The 17,848-nt window shown below is 68.3% G+C and carries 15 protein-coding genes and 1 pseudogene; 9 read left to right on the forward strand and 7 right to left on the reverse strand.

What is annotated here, in order from left to right:
- Nucleotides 1-25: 25 nt before the first annotated feature.
- Nucleotides 26-1,312 (forward strand): M14 family metallopeptidase, encoded by a 1,287-nt coding sequence (locus RM788_RS15655; RefSeq protein WP_315932405.1) that lies wholly within the window; start codon nt 26-28, stop codon nt 1,310-1,312.
- Here the strand turns inward: RM788_RS15655 and RM788_RS15660 are convergent.
- Genes RM788_RS15660 through RM788_RS15670 form a run of 3 tightly spaced genes read right to left on the reverse strand, consistent with a single transcriptional unit; the run spans nt 1,293 to nt 4,745 of the window.
- A complete protein-coding gene (locus RM788_RS15660; protein WP_315932406.1) occupies nt 1,293-2,480 on the reverse strand; it encodes an aminotransferase class V-fold PLP-dependent enzyme in 1,188 nt (395 codons plus the stop codon). The genes RM788_RS15655 and RM788_RS15660 overlap by 20 nt on opposite strands.
- Nucleotides 2,465-4,039, reverse strand: a complete 1,575-nt coding sequence (locus RM788_RS15665; protein ID WP_315932407.1) for an ABC transporter substrate-binding protein — start codon at nt 4,037-4,039, stop codon at nt 2,465-2,467. The genes RM788_RS15660 and RM788_RS15665 overlap by 16 nt, the downstream gene beginning before the upstream one ends.
- A gap of 34 nt (nt 4,040-4,073) precedes the next feature.
- The gene (locus tag RM788_RS15670; protein WP_315932408.1) at nt 4,074-4,745 is read right to left on the reverse strand and encodes a DUF2848 domain-containing protein; all 672 of its coding nucleotides are present in this window, start codon (nt 4,743-4,745) and stop codon (nt 4,074-4,076) included.
- A gap of 44 nt (nt 4,746-4,789) precedes the next feature.
- On the opposite strand from RM788_RS15670, the pseudogene RM788_RS15675 reads away from it, so the two are divergent.
- Nucleotides 4,790-6,113, forward strand: a pseudogene (locus tag RM788_RS15675) (MFS transporter).
- Here RM788_RS15675 and RM788_RS15680 read toward each other — a convergent pair.
- Nucleotides 6,074-6,703: a GntR family transcriptional regulator gene (locus tag RM788_RS15680; protein ID WP_315932409.1), complete on the reverse strand. Its 630-nt coding sequence runs from the start codon at nt 6,701-6,703 to the stop codon at nt 6,074-6,076. The pseudogene RM788_RS15675 and the gene RM788_RS15680 overlap by 40 nt on opposite strands.
- Nucleotides 6,704-6,733: 30 nt before the next feature.
- On the opposite strand from RM788_RS15680, the gene RM788_RS15685 reads away from it, so the two are divergent.
- Complete coding sequence (locus tag RM788_RS15685) at nt 6,734-7,513, forward strand: carbon-nitrogen hydrolase family protein (RefSeq protein WP_315932410.1); 780 nt, start codon at nt 6,734-6,736, stop codon at nt 7,511-7,513.
- A 53-nt stretch (nt 7,514-7,566) separates the two neighbouring features.
- On the forward strand, nt 7,567-8,184 hold the full coding sequence (locus RM788_RS15690) for a hypothetical protein (RefSeq protein WP_315932411.1): 618 nt from the start codon (nt 7,567-7,569) through the stop codon (nt 8,182-8,184).
- A 34-nt stretch (nt 8,185-8,218) separates the two neighbouring features.
- Here the strand turns inward: RM788_RS15690 and nadC are convergent, their stop codons facing one another.
- Genes nadC through nadA form a run of 3 tightly spaced genes read right to left on the reverse strand, consistent with a single transcriptional unit; the run spans nt 8,219 to nt 11,678 of the window.
- Nucleotides 8,219-9,046, reverse strand: a complete 828-nt coding sequence (gene nadC / locus RM788_RS15695) for a carboxylating nicotinate-nucleotide diphosphorylase (protein WP_315932412.1) — start codon at nt 9,044-9,046, stop codon at nt 8,219-8,221.
- Nucleotides 9,043-10,662, reverse strand: coding sequence for an L-aspartate oxidase (locus tag RM788_RS15700; protein ID WP_315932413.1), 1,620 nt, complete (start codon nt 10,660-10,662; stop codon nt 9,043-9,045). Before RM788_RS15700 ends, nadC begins: the two co-directional genes overlap by 4 nt.
- Complete coding sequence (gene nadA / locus RM788_RS15705; protein ID WP_315932414.1) at nt 10,659-11,678, reverse strand: quinolinate synthase NadA; 1,020 nt, start codon at nt 11,676-11,678, stop codon at nt 10,659-10,661. The genes RM788_RS15700 and nadA overlap by 4 nt, the downstream gene beginning before the upstream one ends.
- Before the next feature lie 68 nt (nt 11,679-11,746).
- Here nadA and RM788_RS15710 point away from each other — a divergent pair, with 68 nt between their 5' ends.
- From RM788_RS15710 to RM788_RS15730, 5 genes are all read left to right on the forward strand, one after another.
- On the forward strand, nt 11,747-12,451 hold the full coding sequence (locus tag RM788_RS15710) for an NUDIX hydrolase (protein ID WP_315932415.1): 705 nt from the start codon (nt 11,747-11,749) through the stop codon (nt 12,449-12,451).
- A 9-nt stretch (nt 12,452-12,460) separates the two neighbouring features.
- Complete coding sequence (locus RM788_RS15715; protein ID WP_315932416.1) at nt 12,461-13,141, forward strand: LON peptidase substrate-binding domain-containing protein; 681 nt, start codon at nt 12,461-12,463, stop codon at nt 13,139-13,141.
- Nucleotides 13,142-14,165: 1,024 nt separating this feature from the next.
- Complete coding sequence (locus RM788_RS15720) at nt 14,166-14,996, forward strand: transposase family protein (protein WP_315923401.1); 831 nt, start codon at nt 14,166-14,168, stop codon at nt 14,994-14,996.
- A gap of 35 nt (nt 14,997-15,031) precedes the next feature.
- Nucleotides 15,032-16,522: an NsdA family TPR-like regulatory protein gene (locus RM788_RS15725; RefSeq protein WP_315932417.1), complete on the forward strand. Its 1,491-nt coding sequence runs from the start codon at nt 15,032-15,034 to the stop codon at nt 16,520-16,522.
- 3 nt (nt 16,523-16,525) lie between these two features.
- Entirely contained in the window at nt 16,526-17,413 is an 888-nt protein-coding gene (locus RM788_RS15730) for a phosphotransferase family protein (protein ID WP_315932418.1), read from the forward strand.
- Nucleotides 17,414-17,848 lie beyond the last annotated feature (435 nt).

The following is a 17,848-nucleotide window of genomic DNA, read 5'->3' on the forward strand; positions in this document are numbered from 1 at the left end:
CCCCCTGCCGATGGTGGAGCCGCACATGTTCGCGAAACGACGTGGCCTGGTCGCGCTGGCGTGCCTGGTCCTGATGGCCACCGCCCTCCCCGGATCCGCCGAGCCCACGGCCGTCCGCGGCGAGCGGACCGTCTACGAGGTCACCGCCGCCGACGCGGTGGCGCGCACGAAGGTCGCCGACACCGGCGTCGACGTGCTCGGGATGAACGGCGACAAGCTGACCGTGATCGCCGAGAGGTCCCAGCTCCGGGCGCTGCGCGCGACCGGGCTGACCGTGAAGTCCAAGCGCGACGCCGACGCCCAGCTGGCCCGGCTCGGCACCGCCGACGTCGGCACGTTCGACTTCCCGTCCGGCTACACCGGCTACCACAACTACGCCGAGACGACGGCCGAGCTGAACCAGACCGTCACCGACCACCCGAACCTGGTGAAGCTCCAGACGATCGGCAACTCCTACCAGGGCCGCGCGCTGTACGCGCTGAAGATCAGCAACAACCCGGCCGTCGACCAGGCGAAGCCGGAGGTGCTGTTCACCTGCAACCAGCACGCCCGCGAGCACCTGACCGTCGAGATGTGCCTGCACATCATCCAGCGGCTCACCGACGGCTACGCCACCAACACGTCGATCAAGGCGCTCGTGGACAGCCGGGAGATCTGGGTCGTGCCGAGCGTCAACCCCGACGGCGCCGAGTACGACATCGCGGCGGGCACGCTGCGCGGGTGGCGCAAGAACCGGCAGCCCAACTCGACGTCCACCGGCACCGACCCCAACCGCAACTGGGGCTACCAGTGGGGCTGCTGCGGCGGGTCAAGCAGCAGCGGGTCGAGCGAGACCTACCGCGGCACCAGCGCGTTCTCCGCGCCGGAGACGCAGCGGGTGCGCGACTTCGTGAACTCCCGCGTGGTCGGCGGCGTGCAGCAGATCAAGTCGCACATCGACTGGCACACCTACTCCGAGCTGATCCTGTGGCCCTACGGCTACACCTACAACGACACCGCGACGGGCCTCAACGCCGACCAGGCCAACGCCTTCGCGACGCTGGGCAGGCAGATGGCCGCGAAGAACGGCTACACGCCGCAGCAGTCCAGCGACCTCTACATCACCGACGGCGGCGTCAACGACTGGATGTGGGCCACGCACAAGATCTGGAGCTACACCTTCGAGATGTACCCGAAGGACGGCAGCGGGCTGAACGGCTTCTACCCGCGCGACACCCAGATCGCGACGCAGACCGCCCGCAACGACACCGCGGTGGACCTGTTCCTGAGCTACTCCGACTGCGTGCCGCGGGTCATCGGCCAATCCTGCTGATCGCGGCGACCGCCTGGTCCACCTGCTCGGGCGAGACGAAGTAGTGCGGGGACGCCCGCACCACTTCGTCGAGCCCGCGCCGGGTCATGTCGACCCTGGTCGACGACAGCCCGCTGGTGGTCACGGTGATGTCCTGGCGCACCAACCGGTCCTTCACGTCGGCGGCGGCGACCCCGTCGACGGTGAACGTGACCAGCCCGCACCGCCGTTCGCCCAGGTCGCGGACCTCGACGCCGGGCAGGTCCGCGAGTCCGGCGCGCAAGCGCTTGGCGCGGTCGTCGACCTCGGCCGCGATGGCGTCCACGCCCAGGTCGAGCGCGTACCGGGCGGCCTCGATCAGCCCGAGCCTCGCCGCGATCGAGTTCTCCCACAGCTCGAACACCCGCGCGTCGTCGCGCAGCTCGTAGGTGTCCGCCGACGTCCAGCGGCCGCTGTAGAGGTCCACCAGCCGGGGGCGCAGCCGCGGCAGGGCCTCGCGGCTCACGGCCAGCACGCCGGTCCCCCGCGGCCCGCGCAGCCACTTGCGGCCGGTGCCGGACAGGATGTCCACGCCGAGGTCGTGCAGGCCGACCGGGAACTGCCCGAGCGACTGGCAGGCGTCCAGCATCACCAGCGCGCCGACCTCGTGCGCGGCGGCGGTGATCTCGGCGACCGGGTTCACCAGGCCGCCGTTGGTCGGCACGTGCACGACCGACACCAGCTTCACCCGCTCGTCGAGCAGCTCGCGCAGCGCGGCGACGTCGACCTGGCCGTGCTCGTCCGACGGGACGGTCTCCACGGTCGCGCCGGTCTCCTCGGCGCGGCGCAGCAGCGGCACGGCGTTGCCCGCGTACTCGACCTCGGTGATCAGCACGCGGTCGCCCTCGGCGAGCGGCACGGCGTCGAACGCGGTCAGCCAGGAGCGGGTGGCGCTGTCGGTGAACGCGATCTCGTCCACCGAGGCGCCCAGCAGCTCGGCGAACACGCCGTACCCGGCTTCGACGTCGTCGGCGCGCTCGTAGGCGGCCCGGTAGCCGCCGATCTCGGCCTCGCGGCGCAGGTGGGCGAGCTGGGCCTCCAGCACGGGCGCGGGCGGCAGCGACGAGCCCGCGCTGTCCAGGAAGATCCGGTCGACGGCGGCGGGCGTGTCGGCCCGCGTGGCTTCGATGTTCACTACTTGGGCGTCCACTTCTGCAGGTTCCACCACGGCCCCCAGGACAGGCCACCGTGCACAGCGGGGTCGACGACCTGCTGGTAGCCGTTCCAGTTCTCGCGCACCACGTAGGTGTGCGCCACGAACGCGATCGTCACCAGGCCGGGCGCGGCGAGGTAGGCGCGCTGGAACTGGAGGTACGCGGCGGCGCGTTGGGCCGGGTCGAGCAGCCTGCGGCCTGCGTCGAGCGCCGCGTCCACGGCGGCGTCGGTGTACCCGCCGGGATTGCCGTCGGCGCCGGTGTGCAGCGTCCGGTAGAGCGCCTGGTCCGGGTCGAACGGGTCGCCGCCGCCGCCCAGCACGGCGTCCTGCGCCAGCCGCGGGACGATCGCCTCGCGGCTCAGCCCGGCGAGCTGCACGTCCACGCCGACCGCCTTCGCGTCGGCCACGAACGCCGTCGCCAGGTCGCTGCGGACCACGTCGCCGATCGGGTACATGAGCGTGAACGAGGCCCGCACGCCGTTGCGCGCGCGCAGCCCGTCCGCGCCGCGCAGCCAGCCCGCCTGGTCGAGCGTGAACTCGGCGACGGCCTTGTCGTGGCGGAACACCGCGCCGGGGTCGACGAACTCCGGCAGCACCGCGGGCACCGGCGTGCTCGCCGACGTCCCCTTGCCCGCCAGCAGGTTGTCGATCATCCCCTGGCGGTCGACGGCGAGGTTCAGCGCGAGCCGCACGGCCGGGTCGCCGGTGACCGGGTTGCCCGTGGGCAGCGTGATCGCGCGCAGGTCCGCGGAGCCGTGGTCGAGCACGCGCAGGCCGTCGGTCGTGGCGAAGCCCGCGGCCAGGCGCGGCGGCAGCTCGGCGCCGTCGAACTCGCCCTTCTGCATCCGCTGCGCCCTGGTGTTGTCGTCCGGGACGAACACGACGGTCAGCTTCTTGATCCTGGGAGCGCCCTCCGGGTGCGAGGGGTTCGCCTCCAGGACCATCTTGTCGCCCTTGGTCCACTCGGCCAGCCGGTAGGGCCCGGTGCCGACCGGGGCGGTGTTCACCGGGCTGTTGGCCAGCGGTCCGCCCGCGGCCAGCGCCTCGCTGGGCAGGATGCCGAGCACCAGCAGGTCGGGGAACGGCGCGTAGGGCTGGGAAAGGGTGAACCGGACGTTGCGCACGTCGAGCTGTTCGACCCCGGTGAGCATCGCGAACTCCGGCCGCACGGTCGCCCCGGCGGCCGGGTCGAGCAGCGCCCGGTAGGTCGCCACCACGTCCTCGGCGCCGAACGCGCTGCCGTCGGTGAACTTCACGTCGTCGCGCAGCTCCACCGTCCACGACAGGCCGTCGGCGGCCGGTTTCGGCGCCTGCGCGGCGAGCTGGGGCTGGAGCGTGCGGTCCGCGCGGTGCTCGACCAGGCCGTCGAAGATCTTCGACACGCCCTCGGGCGCGTAGCCCAGCAACGGGTTCAGCGTGGTCGGCTCGGTCGCGTCGGCGAGCACGATGGAGCTGTTGTCGTTCGTGCCCTCCGCACTGGGTGTGGTCGTGCCGGTGCACGCGGAGACGGCGACGGCGGCCACGAGCAGGACGGGGGGCAACAGGAAGCGCACGACACCCGACCCTAGTCCGTGCGCTCCGGCACCGTCAGCCGATCGCGGCCGGGAGGGTGCGCACCGAGTAGGCGCAGTCGATCGCGCGGCCGGTCGCGGGATCGCGGAGTTCGACCCGCCACCGCTCGGCGAACTGGTTCACGCCCTCGCGCATCGGGATGGTCCCCGACAGCAGCACCGTGCCGGGCCGCAGCAGGTCACGGGCCCGCAGCACCTCGACCCAGTAGGCGGGGGCGAGCAGTTCGGCGAGCGTGCCGACCTGGATCTCGACGCCGTCGGCCCACGCGGTCAGCTCGACCTCGTCGATCCGGTCGGCGACCTCCTCGAGCCGCCACGCCCCGCGCCCCAGCACGTCCGGCCCCGCCTGCTTGCTCCACGCCACGCCGTGCACCTCCAGCGCGCGGTCGGTGTGGTCGCAGGCGACGGTGAGCAGCAGGTCGTCGTCGGTCACCACCAGCGCCCACTCGGCCTCGCCGGAGGTGCGGTCGTGCTGCACCGCCACCTCGCCGGTCTGCTGCGCCAGGTAGGGCGCGACCGGGTACAGGCTCGGGGTCTCGCTCGGCGCGGGAACGCCCAGCTCGGCCAGTTCCCGCACGTGGGCGGCCACGTCGTCCTGGCTCCGGCCCGCGTAGCCGCCGTTGAGCAGGGTCGTCACGGTGACCGCGACGCGGGCGCCGTCGGGTAGTTCGAAACTCAGGTCCGACATGCCACTCCTTGCGCATACGAGTTGTATACAAGCAGTATTACACGATGTCGCCGACCACACCCCACGACGTGCGCGGACCCGCTCTGATCCGCGCGTTCGCCGCCTCGCTCTCCGGCACCGCGCTGGAGTGGTACGACTTCGCGATCTACAACGTGGCCGCCGCCGTGGTGCTCGGCCCGCTGTTCTTTCCCCAGCTCCGAACCGCTGACCGCGACGCTGCTGGCGTTCTCCACCTACGCCGTCGGGTACCTCTCGCGGCCGCTGGGCGGGTTCCTGTTCGGCAGGCTCGGCGACCAGCTCGGCCGCAAGCGCGTGCTGGTGACCACGCTGCTGATCACCGGCATCGCCACGATGCTGATCGGCCTGCTGCCCACGCACGCGGCCATCGGCGGGCTCGCCGGGGTGCTGCTGGTGGTGCTGCGCTTCGCGCAGGGCGTCGGGCTCGGCGGCGAGTGGGGCGGCGCGGTGCTGCTCTCCAGCGAGTACGGCGATCCCCGGCAGCGCGGGTTCTGGGCTTCGGCGGCGCAGATCGGGCCGCCCGCCGGGAACCTGATGGCGAACGGCGTGCTGGCGCTGCTGGGCGTGCTGCTCAGCGACGAGCAGTTCCTGTCGTGGGGTTGGCGGGTCGCGTTCCTGCTGTCCGCGGTGCTCGTCGGGTTCGGCCTGTGGATCCGGCTGGAGCTGGAGGAGACGCCGGTGTTCAAGGCCATTCAGGAGAGCGGCGACCGACCGGAGGCACCTGTCGCCGAGGTGTTCCGCACCCAGCGCAGGCCGCTGGTGGCCGCCGTCCTGTGCCGCGTCGGGCCGGACGTGCTCTACGCGCTGTTCACCGTGTTCGTGCTGACCTACATCACCACCCAGCTCGGCCTGCCGCGCAACGCCGGGCTGACCGCGGTGCTCATCGCGTCGGGGTGCCAGCTGGTGCTGATGCCGTTGGCCGGCTGGCTGTCCGACCGGGTCAACCGGCGCGCGCTGTACGCGGGGGCGGCGGTCTGCGGCGCGGTCTGGCCGTTCGTGTTCTTCCCGCTGATCGACACCGGGTCGCGACCGCTCCTGGTGCTGGGCATCGTGGTCGGGCTCGCGTTCCACGCGTTCATGTACGGCCCGCAGGCGGCGTTCATCGCCGAGCAGTTCACGCCCCGGCTGCGCTACACCGGCAGTTCGCTGGCCTACACGCTCGCGGGCGTGATCGGCGGGGCGATCGCGCCGCTGGTGTTCACCGCCCTGCTGGCGGAGTTCGACTCGTGGTTGCTGGTCGCGGTGTACGTCGCCGTCGCCTGCGTGGTCACGTCGACCGGGCTGCGCCTGGGCCGCGATCCCGAGGACGATCAGGTGCCGAGCAGCACCTTGAGCGTGGACTCCAGGTGAGAGGTGATCGCCGCCGTGGCCGCGCCGACGTCCCCGGACTCCAGCGCGGCCACGATGGACTCGTGCTCCAGCAGCACGGCGTCCCGCCTGCCCTCCGAGCGGTACAGCGCCACCACACCGGCCCTGATCTGCCGGGCGCGCAGGCCCTCGTACACCTTGGTCAGCAGCTCGTTGCCGGTCGCCTTCACCAGGAGCGCGTGGAACTGGCGGTCGACGTCAATGAACTCGCGCGCGTCCGCCATGCCCCGCAACGCGGTCTGGCGTCCGATCGCCTCGCGCATGTCCCGGACGGGCGCGGTCCCGGCTTGCAGGACGTGCTCCGCGGCGAAGCGCTCGACCATGCCGCGCAGCTCCATCAGCTCGGCCACCTGGCGCCCGGAAACCGGTGCCACGTAAGCACCCTTCTTGGGCACGAGCTGGACCATGTCCTCGGCCGCGAGCAGCAGCAGCGCCTCGCGGATGGGGGTGCGGGACACACCGATGCGGTCGGCGACTTCCTGCTCGCTGATGAAGCGCCCCTGCATCTCGGGGTCGGCCAGGATGGTGTCCTTGAGGAACTCGTAGGCCTTGTCGCGACCGGACACCTGCATACTGTGTGTATACCAGAGGAGGATCACGCCGTGCGCGTCGCTCTCAGCCAGATCAGCTCGACCACCGATCCGTTGGCGAACCTGGAATCGGTGCGCGACGGAGTCCGCCGGGCCGCCGCGGACGGGGCTCGGGTGGTGCTGTTCCCGGAGGCCACCCAGTGCCGGTTCGGGGTGTCGCTCAAGCCCGTCGCCGAACCGCTGGACGGACCGTGGGCGACCGCCGTGCGCGACATCGCCGTGGAGCACGGCGTGGTCGTGGTGGCGGGGATGTTCACGCCCACGGCCGATGGGCGGGTGACCAACACGCTGCTCGTCACGGGGGCGGACGTGCACCTCGGTTACGACAAGATCCACCTGTTCGACGCCTTCGGCTTCCAGGAGTCGAGCACCGTCGCTCCGGGGGCGAAGCCGGTGACCGTCGAGGTCGACGGGATGACGCTGGGCATCGCCACCTGCTACGACGTCCGCTTCCCCGAACTGTTCCGCGCGCTGGCCGACGCGGGCGCCACCGCCGTCCTGCTCGGCGCGTCCTGGGGCTCGGGGCCCGGCAAGGTCGACCAGTGGGAGTTGCTGGTCCGCGCACGGGCGTTGGACTGCACGTCGTGGGTGCTGGCGTGCGGCCAGGCCGATCCCGGCGACCTGGGGACCACGGCTCCGACCGGGGTGGGGCACAGCATCGTCGCCGATCCGCTCGGCAACGTCGTCGGCAGCCTCGGGGCGGAGCCGGACCTGCTGGTGGTGGACATCGACGTGGAATCCGTCGAGAACGCCCGGCGCACGTTGCCGGTGCTCTCGAACAGGCGACTGTGACCGCGTCCCCGCACGACTGCGGACACGGGACCGAACCCGGTTGATCTCCTGTCGTGGCGGCGGAACACTTCCACCGCGACGAAGGGGGAGTCGACGTGGCGGACTGGGACGAGTGGACGGCCGCGTGGAGATCGGCCACGCACCTCTACGCCCACCTGGCGGGCGGCGGGACACCTCAGCCGCTCTTCACGCCGGTGCGGCTGAACCCCGGCGAGACGTCGTTCTGCGACCTGACGGTGGCGTACTCGCGGTTCTACGGCATGGACGTGTCCTACCAGCAGAACAGCGGCTTCTTCTTCGGGTCGCCGCTGTTCGTCGCCGCGGGCCTCGCCGCGAACGCGGTGGGCAACTCGGTCGCCCGCAACCGGGCCCAGGCGATGGCCGCGCCGCGGTGGCGGGACCACTGCTTGGCCCGCGCGGTCGTGACGGACCGGCGCACGCTGTGCTTCACCGGTCAGCAGTGGCTGGCGTTCGACCACGAGGCGGTGGTCGAGTTCACCACCGACCCGCCGCGCGGGGTGTGCTTCCTGAACTTCTCGGGCGCGGAACCGCTGTGCCTGGCGGGGTTCGGCACGCCGTGGCTGTCCGTGCTGCTGTGCTACTTCCTCTACGGCTCGGCGGGTCTGCCCCGGCTGCCGTACCTGCGGTCGCTCGCGGCCGGGCCGGTGTGACGGCGGCGGGGTCCGCCGCCGTCGCACCGTGCCGTCAGCGCAGGTCCATCCCCAGGTCCAGTGCGGGCGAGGAGTGGGTCAGGCCGCCGACCGCCAGGTAGTCCACGCCGGTCTCGGCGTAGGCGCGGGCGACCGGCAGGGTGAGGCCGCCGGAGGCTTCGAGCTTGACGCCCTTGGCGCGGCGGACGGCCTCGGCGCACTGCTCCGGCGTGAAGTTGTCCAGCAGCACCAGTTCCGCGCCTTCGGCGACGGCCTCGTCCAACTGCTCCAGGCTGTCCACCTCGACCTCGCACGGCAGGTGCGGGGCGTGGGCGCGGACCGCGGCCATGGCCGCTTTCACGGAACCGGCGGCGAGGACGTGGTTGTCCTTGATGAGGATCGCGTCGCCGAGGCCCATGCGGTGGTTGACGCCGCCGCCGCAGCGGACCGCGTACTTCTCCAGCAAACGCAGACCCGGCAACGTTTTGCGGGAATCGCGGATCTGCGTGCCGGTGCCCGCGACCGCGTCCACCCACGCCGCCGTGGCGGTCGCGATGCCGGACAGGTGGGTGAGGAAGTTCAGCGCCGTGCGCTCGACGGTGAGCAGGTCGCGCACCCGGCCGCGCACGACCAGCGCGGGCTCGCCGGGAACGGCCTTCTCGCCGTCGGCGCGCTGGGACAGGATCTCCACGTCGGCGCCGAACACCTCCAGCGCCACCGGGATCCCGGCCAGCACACCGGAGGCGCGCGGGGTCAGTTCGGCGACCGCCACCGCGTCGACGGGCACGGTGGCCTCGGTCGTGGCGTCCGGGCCGTAGCGGAGGTCCTCCGCCAACGCCAGCGCGATCGCCCGACGGGCGTCTTCCAGATCGACAGTGGTCATGCCGCACCCCAAGCCATCACAGGATCAGCGAGAACGGGCTGGCCGGTCGGGGTGAGCCGGACGGCCTGCGTGCGGTGCCAGCGGACCTCGTCGCGCGCGGTGAAGTCCGTGCGCACGTGGCAGCCGCGGGACTCGGTGCGCTCGGCGGCGGCCGCGATGAGCGCCCGCGCGGCGAGCGTGAGCGCCGCGTCCTCCACCAGGCGCCGGGTGTCGAGCACCCGGTCCACAGTGGACAGGTCGAGTACCGAGCCGACGACCGCGAGGCCCTCGGCGTCCCGGCCGATGGCCGCGTACCGGCTCATGACCCGTTGCAGCGAGTCGCGGTCAGCGACCGGGGCGATGGGCAGCACCGGGTCGAGCGCGGTCTTCGGGTCGGCCAGCAGCCCGAGCGCGAGGTCTGCCGCGACGGCTTCCGCCGCACGGGTCCCCACGACCAGGCCTTCCAGCAAGCTGTTGGACGCCAACCGGTTCGCGCCGTGCAGACCGGTCCTCGCCACCTCGCCGGCCGCGTACAGGCCGGTGATCGCGGTGCGCCCGTCCACGTCCGCCATCACGCCGCCACAGGCGAAGTGCGCCGCCGGGGCGACCGGGATGGGGTCGCGCGCCGGGTCGACGCCCGCCGCGAGGCAGGCCGCGTGGACCGTCGGGAACCGGGTCGCCATCCGGTCGAGCCCGGTGGCGTCGAGGAACACGTGGTCGTCGATCCCGCCGGGCCCGTTCGCCATGTGCCGGGTGATGGCCGCCGCGACCACGTCGCGGGGAGCCAGGTCCTCCAGCGGGTGCACGCCCTTCATGACCCGCGCGCCGGTGGCGTCGACCAGCACCGCGCCCTCGCCGCGCACCGCCTCGGTGACCAGCGGGCACCGGCCGCGCGCGCCGCGCCCGGTGTAGAGGACGGTCGGGTGGAACTGGACGAACTCCACGTCCGCCGCCATCGCGCCCGCCCGCATCGCCAGGGCGAGACCGTCGCCGGTCGCGACCTCGGGGTTGGACGTCGCCTGGTACAGCTGGCCGAGGCCGCCGCTGGCGAGCAGCACCGCGGGGGCGCCGATCGCGCCGGGCACGCCGTTGCCGTCGAGCACCAGCAGTCCGCACACGACGCCGAGCGGGGTGCGCAGCGCGTCGACCGCGACGTGCTGCTCCAGCACCGGCAACCTGCCGTCCGCGGTCGCCGCGAGCAGCGCCCGCTCGACCTCGGCGCCGGTCGCGTCGCCACCGGAGTGCACGACGCGGAACGCCGTGTGGCCGCCCTCGCGGGTGCGGGCCAGGTGGCCGTCGGGCTTGGCGTCGAAGACGGCGCCGCGCTCGCGCAACCGTTCCACCGCCTCCGGACCCCCGGAGATCACCGCTGTGACAGCGTCCTCGTCGCACAGGCCGGCGCCCGCGACGAGCGTGTCGCCGATGTGCGCGCCGACGGTGTCGCCCTCGTCGTGCTCACCGGGCAGCACGACGGCGACGCCGCCCTGCGCCCAGCGCGTGTTGCCGTCCGGCCCGCTGGCCTTGGTGACGACGAGGACCCGCAGGCCCAGTTCGTGGGCGCGCAGCGCGGCCGTCAGCCCCGCCACTCCCGTGCCGACCACGACGAGGTCGGCGCGGGCCTCCCAGCGCGGCCTCACTCGCCGCCGCCGGGCTTGCCGATCTCGATCATCCGCTGCACCGACGCCTGCGCCCGCTTCGCGGTCTCCAGGTCCACGTGCACCTCGTCCAGGCCCTCGCGCAGGCAGCGCAGCAGGGCGGTGGGCGTGATCATCTTCATGTACTTGCACGACGCCCGGTCGTTCACCGCGCGGAAGTCGATCTCCGGCGCGGCCTTGCGCAGCTGGTGCAGCATGCCGATCTCGGTCGCCACCAGCACCGACTTCGCGGCCGTGCCGCGGGCGGCGGTGATCATGTCGCCGGTCGACAGGATGCGCACCTTCTCCGCGGGCACGATGCCCTCGCCCGCGAGGTAGAGCGCCGACGTGGCGCAACCGCACTCCGGGTGGATGAACAGGTCCGCCTCGGGGTCCTCCGCCGCGCGGGCGGCCAGCTCGGGACCGTTGATGCCCGCGTGGACGTGGCACTCCCCCGCCCAGATGTGCAGGTTCTCCCGGCCGGTCTCGCGCTTCACGTGCGCGCCCAGGAACTGGTCCGGCAGGAACAGCACCTCGCGGTCCGCCGGGATCGAGGCGACCACGTCGACCGCGTTCGACGACGTGCAGCAGATGTCCGTCTCCGCCTTCACCTCGGCGGTCGTGTTCACGTAGGACACGACCACCGCGCCGGGGTGCTCGGCCTTCCACTCGCGCAGCTGCTCACCGGTGATCGAGTCGGCCAGCGAGCAGCCCGCCCGCTCGTCGGGGATCAGCACCGTCTTCCGCGGAGCGAGGATCTTCGCCGTCTCCGCCATGAAGTGCACGCCGCAGAAGATGATCGTGGACGCGTCGCTGGCCGCGGCGATGCGGCTGAGCGCGAGCGAGTCGCCCGTGTGGTGGGCGATGTCCTGGATCTCGGGCAGCTGGTAGTTGTGGGCGAGGATGACCGCGTCGCGCTGACGCGCGAGTTCGAGCACCTCCGCGCGCCAGGACGCGTCGGCCTCGATGCCGTCGTACGCGCCGTCTGAGGTTCGCTCCACATATGCGGTAGCGACCATGGGGTCCTCCTCGCGACTCTCCGAGGTTTTCGCCTTTGGGTCGAAAACGTAGCCGATAGTATCAGCCCGTGGGTCTCGCGGGACATGAGGTGTTGGCCGCAGTACTCCAGGTGAGAGCCGGATCACTCCAGGTCATGCTCTGGCAACGCGCCAGGGAACCGCACGCTCACCGTTGGTCACTACCCGGCGGCGCGCTCGGCGACCGCGAGGACATCGAGGCGTCCATCAAGCGCCAGCTCGCCGAGAAGGTCGACGTGAGGCAGCTCTCCCACGTCGAGCAGCTCTCCGTCTTCAGCGCCCCCGACCGCGTCCCCGGCCCCCGCGTCGTCGCCACCGCGTTCCTCGGCCTGGTCCCCTCCGACATCGACCCGGAGATCCCCGCCGACACGGCCTGGTTCCCGGTGGACGGACTCCCCGAGACCGCGTTCGACCACCGCTCGATCATCCACAAGGCACGCCACCGGCTGAGTTCCAAGCTGTCCTACACGAACCTCGGTTTCGCTTTGGCACCACCGGACTTCACCATCTCCGCGCTGCGCGAGCTGTACTCGGCGGCGTTGGGCTACCGCGTCTCCGCCACCAACCTGCAACGCGTGCTCTCCCGCCGCGGCCTGCTCGAACCCACCGGCGACACCTCACCCCCCGGACCCACCGGCGGCAGGCCCGCGGCGCTTTTCCGTTTCAGCGCAAGGGGAATCCTGGTGACCGACCAGTTCGCCGTCCTCCGCCCGCCGTCGAGCGGCCGTCCAGCAGGCACGGGCGCCACGTCGTAACGTGGTCGTGTGACCGAGACGCTCCCGCTCTTCCCGCTGGGCACCGTGCTGCTGCCCGGGGCGTCCTTGCCGCTGCACATCTTCGAGCCCCGCTACCGCCAGCTCACCGTCGACCTGGTCACCGGCGTCCTGCCCGACCGCCAGTTCGGCGTGGTCTCGATCCGCGAGGGCTGGGAGATCGGCACCGACAACGTCGGCTCGCTGCGCGAAATCGGCTGCACAGCGTTGTTGAGGGAAGCCCGCAGGCTAAACGACGGCCGCTTCGACATCGTCACCAAGGGCGAACGCCGCTTCAAACTCCTCTCCGTCGACCACAAAGCCGCCCCGTACCTGGTCGGCGAGGTCGAATGGCTCCCCGACACCCCCACCCCACCCCCCGTTGCCGACGTCCTCCCCCTCATGGCCAAGTCCGCAAGAGCCGCACACCAGCGCTACTGCGCCGCCGCCTGGCACCGCGAAGACTGGTCCGCCCCACCCGAGGAAACCACCCACGACCTCCTCTCCTACCTACTGGCAGGCGACTGCCTACTCGCCCTGGAGGACAAGCAACACCTCCTCGAGGAAACCTCCCCAGCCCGCCGCCTACACCTCATCCGCCGCCTCCTACACCTGGAAGCAGGCATCCTCGACGCCCTGCACGCGGTCCCCGTCCCCCTCTCCGAATTCGGCCACGCCTCAAACCCCAACTAACAACCGGTAAGCCCTTTCACCAGGGCACCAACCGAAGCGAAGCCAGACACCCCATCAGGCGCAGCCCGATAACCCCACCGGCACAGCCGCCCCCTCGCACCCGGCGCATAGCGCCCGCCCGCTTGCCGACGCGCAGCGAGGTGCCTTGTCCGACGCGCAGCGAGGATGCCCTGTCCGACGCGGAGCGAGGATGCCCTGTCGGGCGGAGCCCGATGCTCTGTCGGGCGGAGCCCGATGCTCTGTCGGGCGGAGCCCGATGCTCTGTCGGGCGGAGCCCGATGCTCTGTCGGGCGGAGCCCGATGCTCTGTCGGCGCAGCCGATGCTGGCGTAGCCAGACCTACCCCTGCACCCCGATCCGAAGCCATCTCCAGGCTTGACGGAGCTTGTCAAGGCATCTTTCCCGCCTTGACAAGCTCCGTCAAGCCTGGAACACTCGGCGACCGGGGTGGAGGCATGTCACCCACGACGCAACCCGCAGCCAGCGCCCGCCCAACAAGGGCCGGACAGCCGCCACCAAGGGTCCCCCTGTCGTGAAGACCCCCCAAAACCCAGGGTTAGCACTATTTGTTGCCCTAACGTCGTGACCTCCGGCAACGGCCCGTAGACCGACATGCGGGCTACTCCCTGTAGATGACCCGTCACCAGGGTTAATGTGGACCTCAGGCCGTCTGCGCCGGACGTGTGGACTAGAGATCGAGGGGAAGCCGCCGATGAGCGTTGCTCGCCGTCAGTGCCGTTGCGGGACACGCCTGTCCCGTGACACCACGGGCGACTTGTGCGGACCCTGTGCGCGTCGTCTCACGGCAGAGGAGCCGGCTCCGCCTGAGGTGCCCATCGACTTCTGGGACACCCCCACCATGCGTGCGGCACTGAGGTGATCTCACCAACGGCGATCCCAGCGATGAGAACCCAGCGGAGTTCGTAAAACGCTCAGCAGAGCCACGGAAGCCCGGAAGACGAAGGACGGGGAACCCCTGGTAGGACTGGATTTGCGAAGATCAAATCCTGACCAGAAGGCTCCCCGTGATCACCTATCGTGCCACACTCGACGTGCCCCGCGAACTCGCCCAGTACCTGGGCCGCCTGCTCCAAGCCGAACGTCGCGAACGCGGCACTCGTAAGGGTGTCAGAGCGCTGACCTGCTACGGACAGGCGGTACTGGGGCTGCGCTGGTTCCGCCAGAACACCGACATCACCGCACTGGCCCGCGACCACGGCATCTCCCGCGCCACCGGCTACCGCTACCTCGACGAGGTCATCACCGTGCTCGCCGAGCAGGCCCCGGAATTGCACGAAGCCCTGCAACAAGCCAAGAACGAGGGACTCGCCCATGTCATCCTCGACGGCAAGATCTTCTCCGCCGACCGCCTCGCCGAGAAGACCACCAGCGTGAAAGGCGAACAGATCGACCGCTGGTACTCCGGCAAAGCACGCGAACACGGCGGCAACATCCAAGCTCTGATGGCACCCAACGGTGTCCCGCTATGGATCAGCGACGTCGAACCCGGCTCCGCACACGACCTGACCGCGGCCCGCGAGCACGTGCTCGGCGCCCTGTACTGGGCCGCCTCCCAACTCGACCTGCCCACCCTGGCCGACAACGGCTACGACGGGGCGGGCATCGGCGTGTTCACGCCGGTCAAACAGCCTGCGGATGGCCAGGTACTCGACATCGACACTCGCACCTACAACGCCCTGCTACGCGGCCTGCGCTGCCTCGGTGAACGCGGATTCGCGATGCTGACCGGACGATGGCGCGCACTGCGACACTTCACCACCAGCCCCCGCAAGATCGGCTGCATCGTCAAAGCCGCACTCGTGCTCACCCATTTCGAGCATGGACGGCTCATCTGAAAGTCGCTGAGATCACCTCACTAGCCACGCATCACATGGGCGCGGTCATCACCGCATATCGCAACCATCCATTCCACGGGTCACCCGTGAGTCAAAGTAGAGTCGCCATGTGGGCCCGATGCGCTCAACCCCATGTAAGTCGTATCGAAAACGGGCGCGCAATCGACAGTATTGCCAAACTTGAGTTCTGGTCTTCGCTTCTCAAAATTCCACAGCAATATCAATGGTTCACTAGCATCAAATCTGAATTCCCAGCGACAGTCGCTTCCTTGTCGAAATCGGAGATGCGGGTACCATCTACCGAAATTGTGCAAGCTGTCAAAAATGGCGACGCGCAGCCCGAACAGGACATGAGCGCAATCTTTGGTCAAGTTGAAGCAGATTGTCTCGATCGGCAACCGGGCGGGTTGTCACAGGAATGCTTAAAAGCACATATACTTGGCAATGGATTGACCTATACCTCAAAAGTCGAAAAAGAAAACCATCTAGCCGCCGCATCGGCAAGCAATCCTGCAAGCTTCAGCGTTGACTTTGATTCAAATATCGATCTCGGCACTTCGCCTGCGGAATACATCGAATCATTGATCATAGATAACCCATTGCCGAACTCTATCGGCTGGTCCGATGTAGTTAATATGCGTTCCATCACCAGAATGCTAGCGTTGTCAGAAAATATGCATGGCGGAGGATTTTCATATGAGGCGGCTGCCGCTCAATTACGTAGGGCTTCCCGTTTAACTGAGGCTCGGGCGTCCAATCAGGTGCGTAAAGAAATGCTAGAGGCCATCGGAAACCTTGGTGGCGTGGTCGCTTTTTCGGCTTTCGATGTAGCCGACTATAATTCTGCGAAAAAGTGTTTTAATTTTGCCCTTTGGTGCGCCCAGGAAAGTGGATCGTGGGCGCTCCGCGCAAACACGCTTTCAGATATGGCGCGTAATTCTGCCTACTTGGGCAACCTTGATGGCGCACTATCGCAAATTGAATTTGCACAGGTTCGATCCGACCGGGTGTCAGAAACAGCGCGGGCGATGATGTGCACTATCAGAGCGCGACTGCTCGCAGCTCAAGGTAAAGAAAGGGAGGCAATCTCGGAAGTCAATCGGGCAGACGAATATTTCGCTAACAGAAATATTAACGATGATCCGCCTTGGCTGTGTTATTACGATGAAGCAGAGCACCAGGGCAGCACCGGCCGTGCCTTGATTTCCGTTGCAGTGTCACGAAAAGACGCCGATCTTGCCGCCCCACGTCTACGCAATGCGATCAGCCTTCACGATGAGACTTATCCACGCTCAAAGATATTTTCTCAGACACGCTTGGCCTCACTGCTGCTCCAAACCGGAGACCCTATTGAGGCGGTCCAGATTGGCCGTACTGCCCTTACCGAAAGCGCAAAGCTTCAATCAAGAAGGGTAACTGAAGAGTTGCGACAACTTGGGCGCAGTGCCAACATGCACAAGGCGATACCCGCCGTCGTCGACCTTCAGAACGACCTTTTCGGTCCTCAGCGACAACTCGGAGCATAACCTATGGAACTGTCGCAAGGGATGAACATTCTTGAACGTGCGGCAAGGTCCCAGGGGCTAGATTCACGCGATCTGGAAGTGATTCGAAATGGTTCACACCTCGTGTGCAAACTTCCTGGCGGGGTAGTAGCCCGCGTAGGTCAACACGGAACACAAAAATCAGCTTATCGAGAAGTTGCCGCATCGCATTGGCTTGGCGATCACGGGTTGCCAACCGTAAAAGCGGTTAATACTCTATTGCAGCCGACGGTTGTCGATGGACATCCGGTAACATGGTGGGAATTTTTGCCTAGCCACCGACCAGCGACGCCAGCGGAATTAGGTTCGGTTCTCCATATTCTGCACAACCTCCCTCGTCCTGCCGGCCTCGATATTCCCAAGCTTGATCCATTTGTAAAAATCAGCCAACAAATAGGGGCTACAAAAGCTCTTTCTCAAAGTGACCAGGATTGGATCTCAAAGAAGCTTGATGAGCTTCAGCGAAATTATGCCCACATCGAATGGCGTAGTCCCTATAAGCTCATTCACGGTGATGCTTGGCAGGGCAATGTTGCGGTTTCAACCGAAGGGCAAGCTATCCTTCTTGATTTGGAATCGGTATCGCTAGGGCCGCCCGAGTGGGATCTAGTACCGATAGCTGCCGACTATGTCGACTTCGCAAGAATTACCCCCACAGATTACGGCGAATTTGTTACGTCCTACGGCGGTTTCGATGTGACCTCATGGACAAATTTTCGCACTTTGGCGGACATTCAAGAGCTTAAATGGATATCGTTCGCCTTTACTCAAGCCGAAAGCCGCGAAGGCCCAGCAGCCGAAAAAGAGGCACGGCACCGACTTGCTTGCTTTCGCGACAATCTACCAAAACCTTGGAAGTGGAACGCCCTTTAGGCGTGCACCAGCTACGTGGATCCACTATGGACTGTCTACACAGGACAGTCCTATATAGACATGCGGGTTCGAGGTGCCGTACTCGCGCCGCCTGATGCCACGAACATGGGTAGACCCCGACGCAGGCAAGACCTTCGGTTCGGGCCGTCCATGCCTGGAGGCCCGACAGGCCCACACCCTGCCCGTATAGCCCTCTACCCCTCTACGTGCAGGTCAGAGGGCTTGCGCTGCCCTAGGGAGGGTCTGCGCTGCCTCTACCAGCGAGAGGCAGCGCAGACCCTTCCTAGGGCAGCATCAAGCATCACTGCACGTCATAGTTAGGGCAACAAACAGCCACAACCCCAAGGTACTCAGGGGGTCCGACATTTCCGGACCCAGCACATTTCCGAACCAACCTCCCGACCCACCTCCGGGCCCACCTTCCTGCCCACCTTC

The organism is Umezawaea sp. Da 62-37, from assembly GCF_032460545.1.
Classification (GTDB): domain Bacteria; phylum Actinomycetota; class Actinomycetes; order Mycobacteriales; family Pseudonocardiaceae; genus Umezawaea.

Coding starts and splice junctions, on each gene's coding strand:
- RM788_RS15655 (WP_315932405.1), top strand. CDS start 26: ATGTTCGCGAAACGACGTGGCCTGGTCGCGCTGGCGTGCCTGGTCCTG.
- RM788_RS15670 (WP_315932408.1), bottom strand. CDS start 4,745: ATGTCGGACCTGAGTTTCGAACTACCCGACGGCGCCCGCGTCGCGGTC.
- RM788_RS15680 (WP_315932409.1), bottom strand. CDS start 6,703: ATGCAGGTGTCCGGTCGCGACAAGGCCTACGAGTTCCTCAAGGACACC.
- nadC (WP_315932412.1), bottom strand. CDS start 9,046: ATGACCACTGTCGATCTGGAAGACGCCCGTCGGGCGATCGCGCTGGCG.
- nadA (WP_315932414.1), bottom strand. CDS start 11,678: ATGGTCGCTACCGCATATGTGGAGCGAACCTCAGACGGCGCGTACGAC.
- RM788_RS15725 (WP_315932417.1), top strand. CDS start 15,032: ATGGGCGCGGTCATCACCGCATATCGCAACCATCCATTCCACGGGTCA.
- RM788_RS15730 (WP_315932418.1), top strand. CDS start 16,526: ATGGAACTGTCGCAAGGGATGAACATTCTTGAACGTGCGGCAAGGTCC.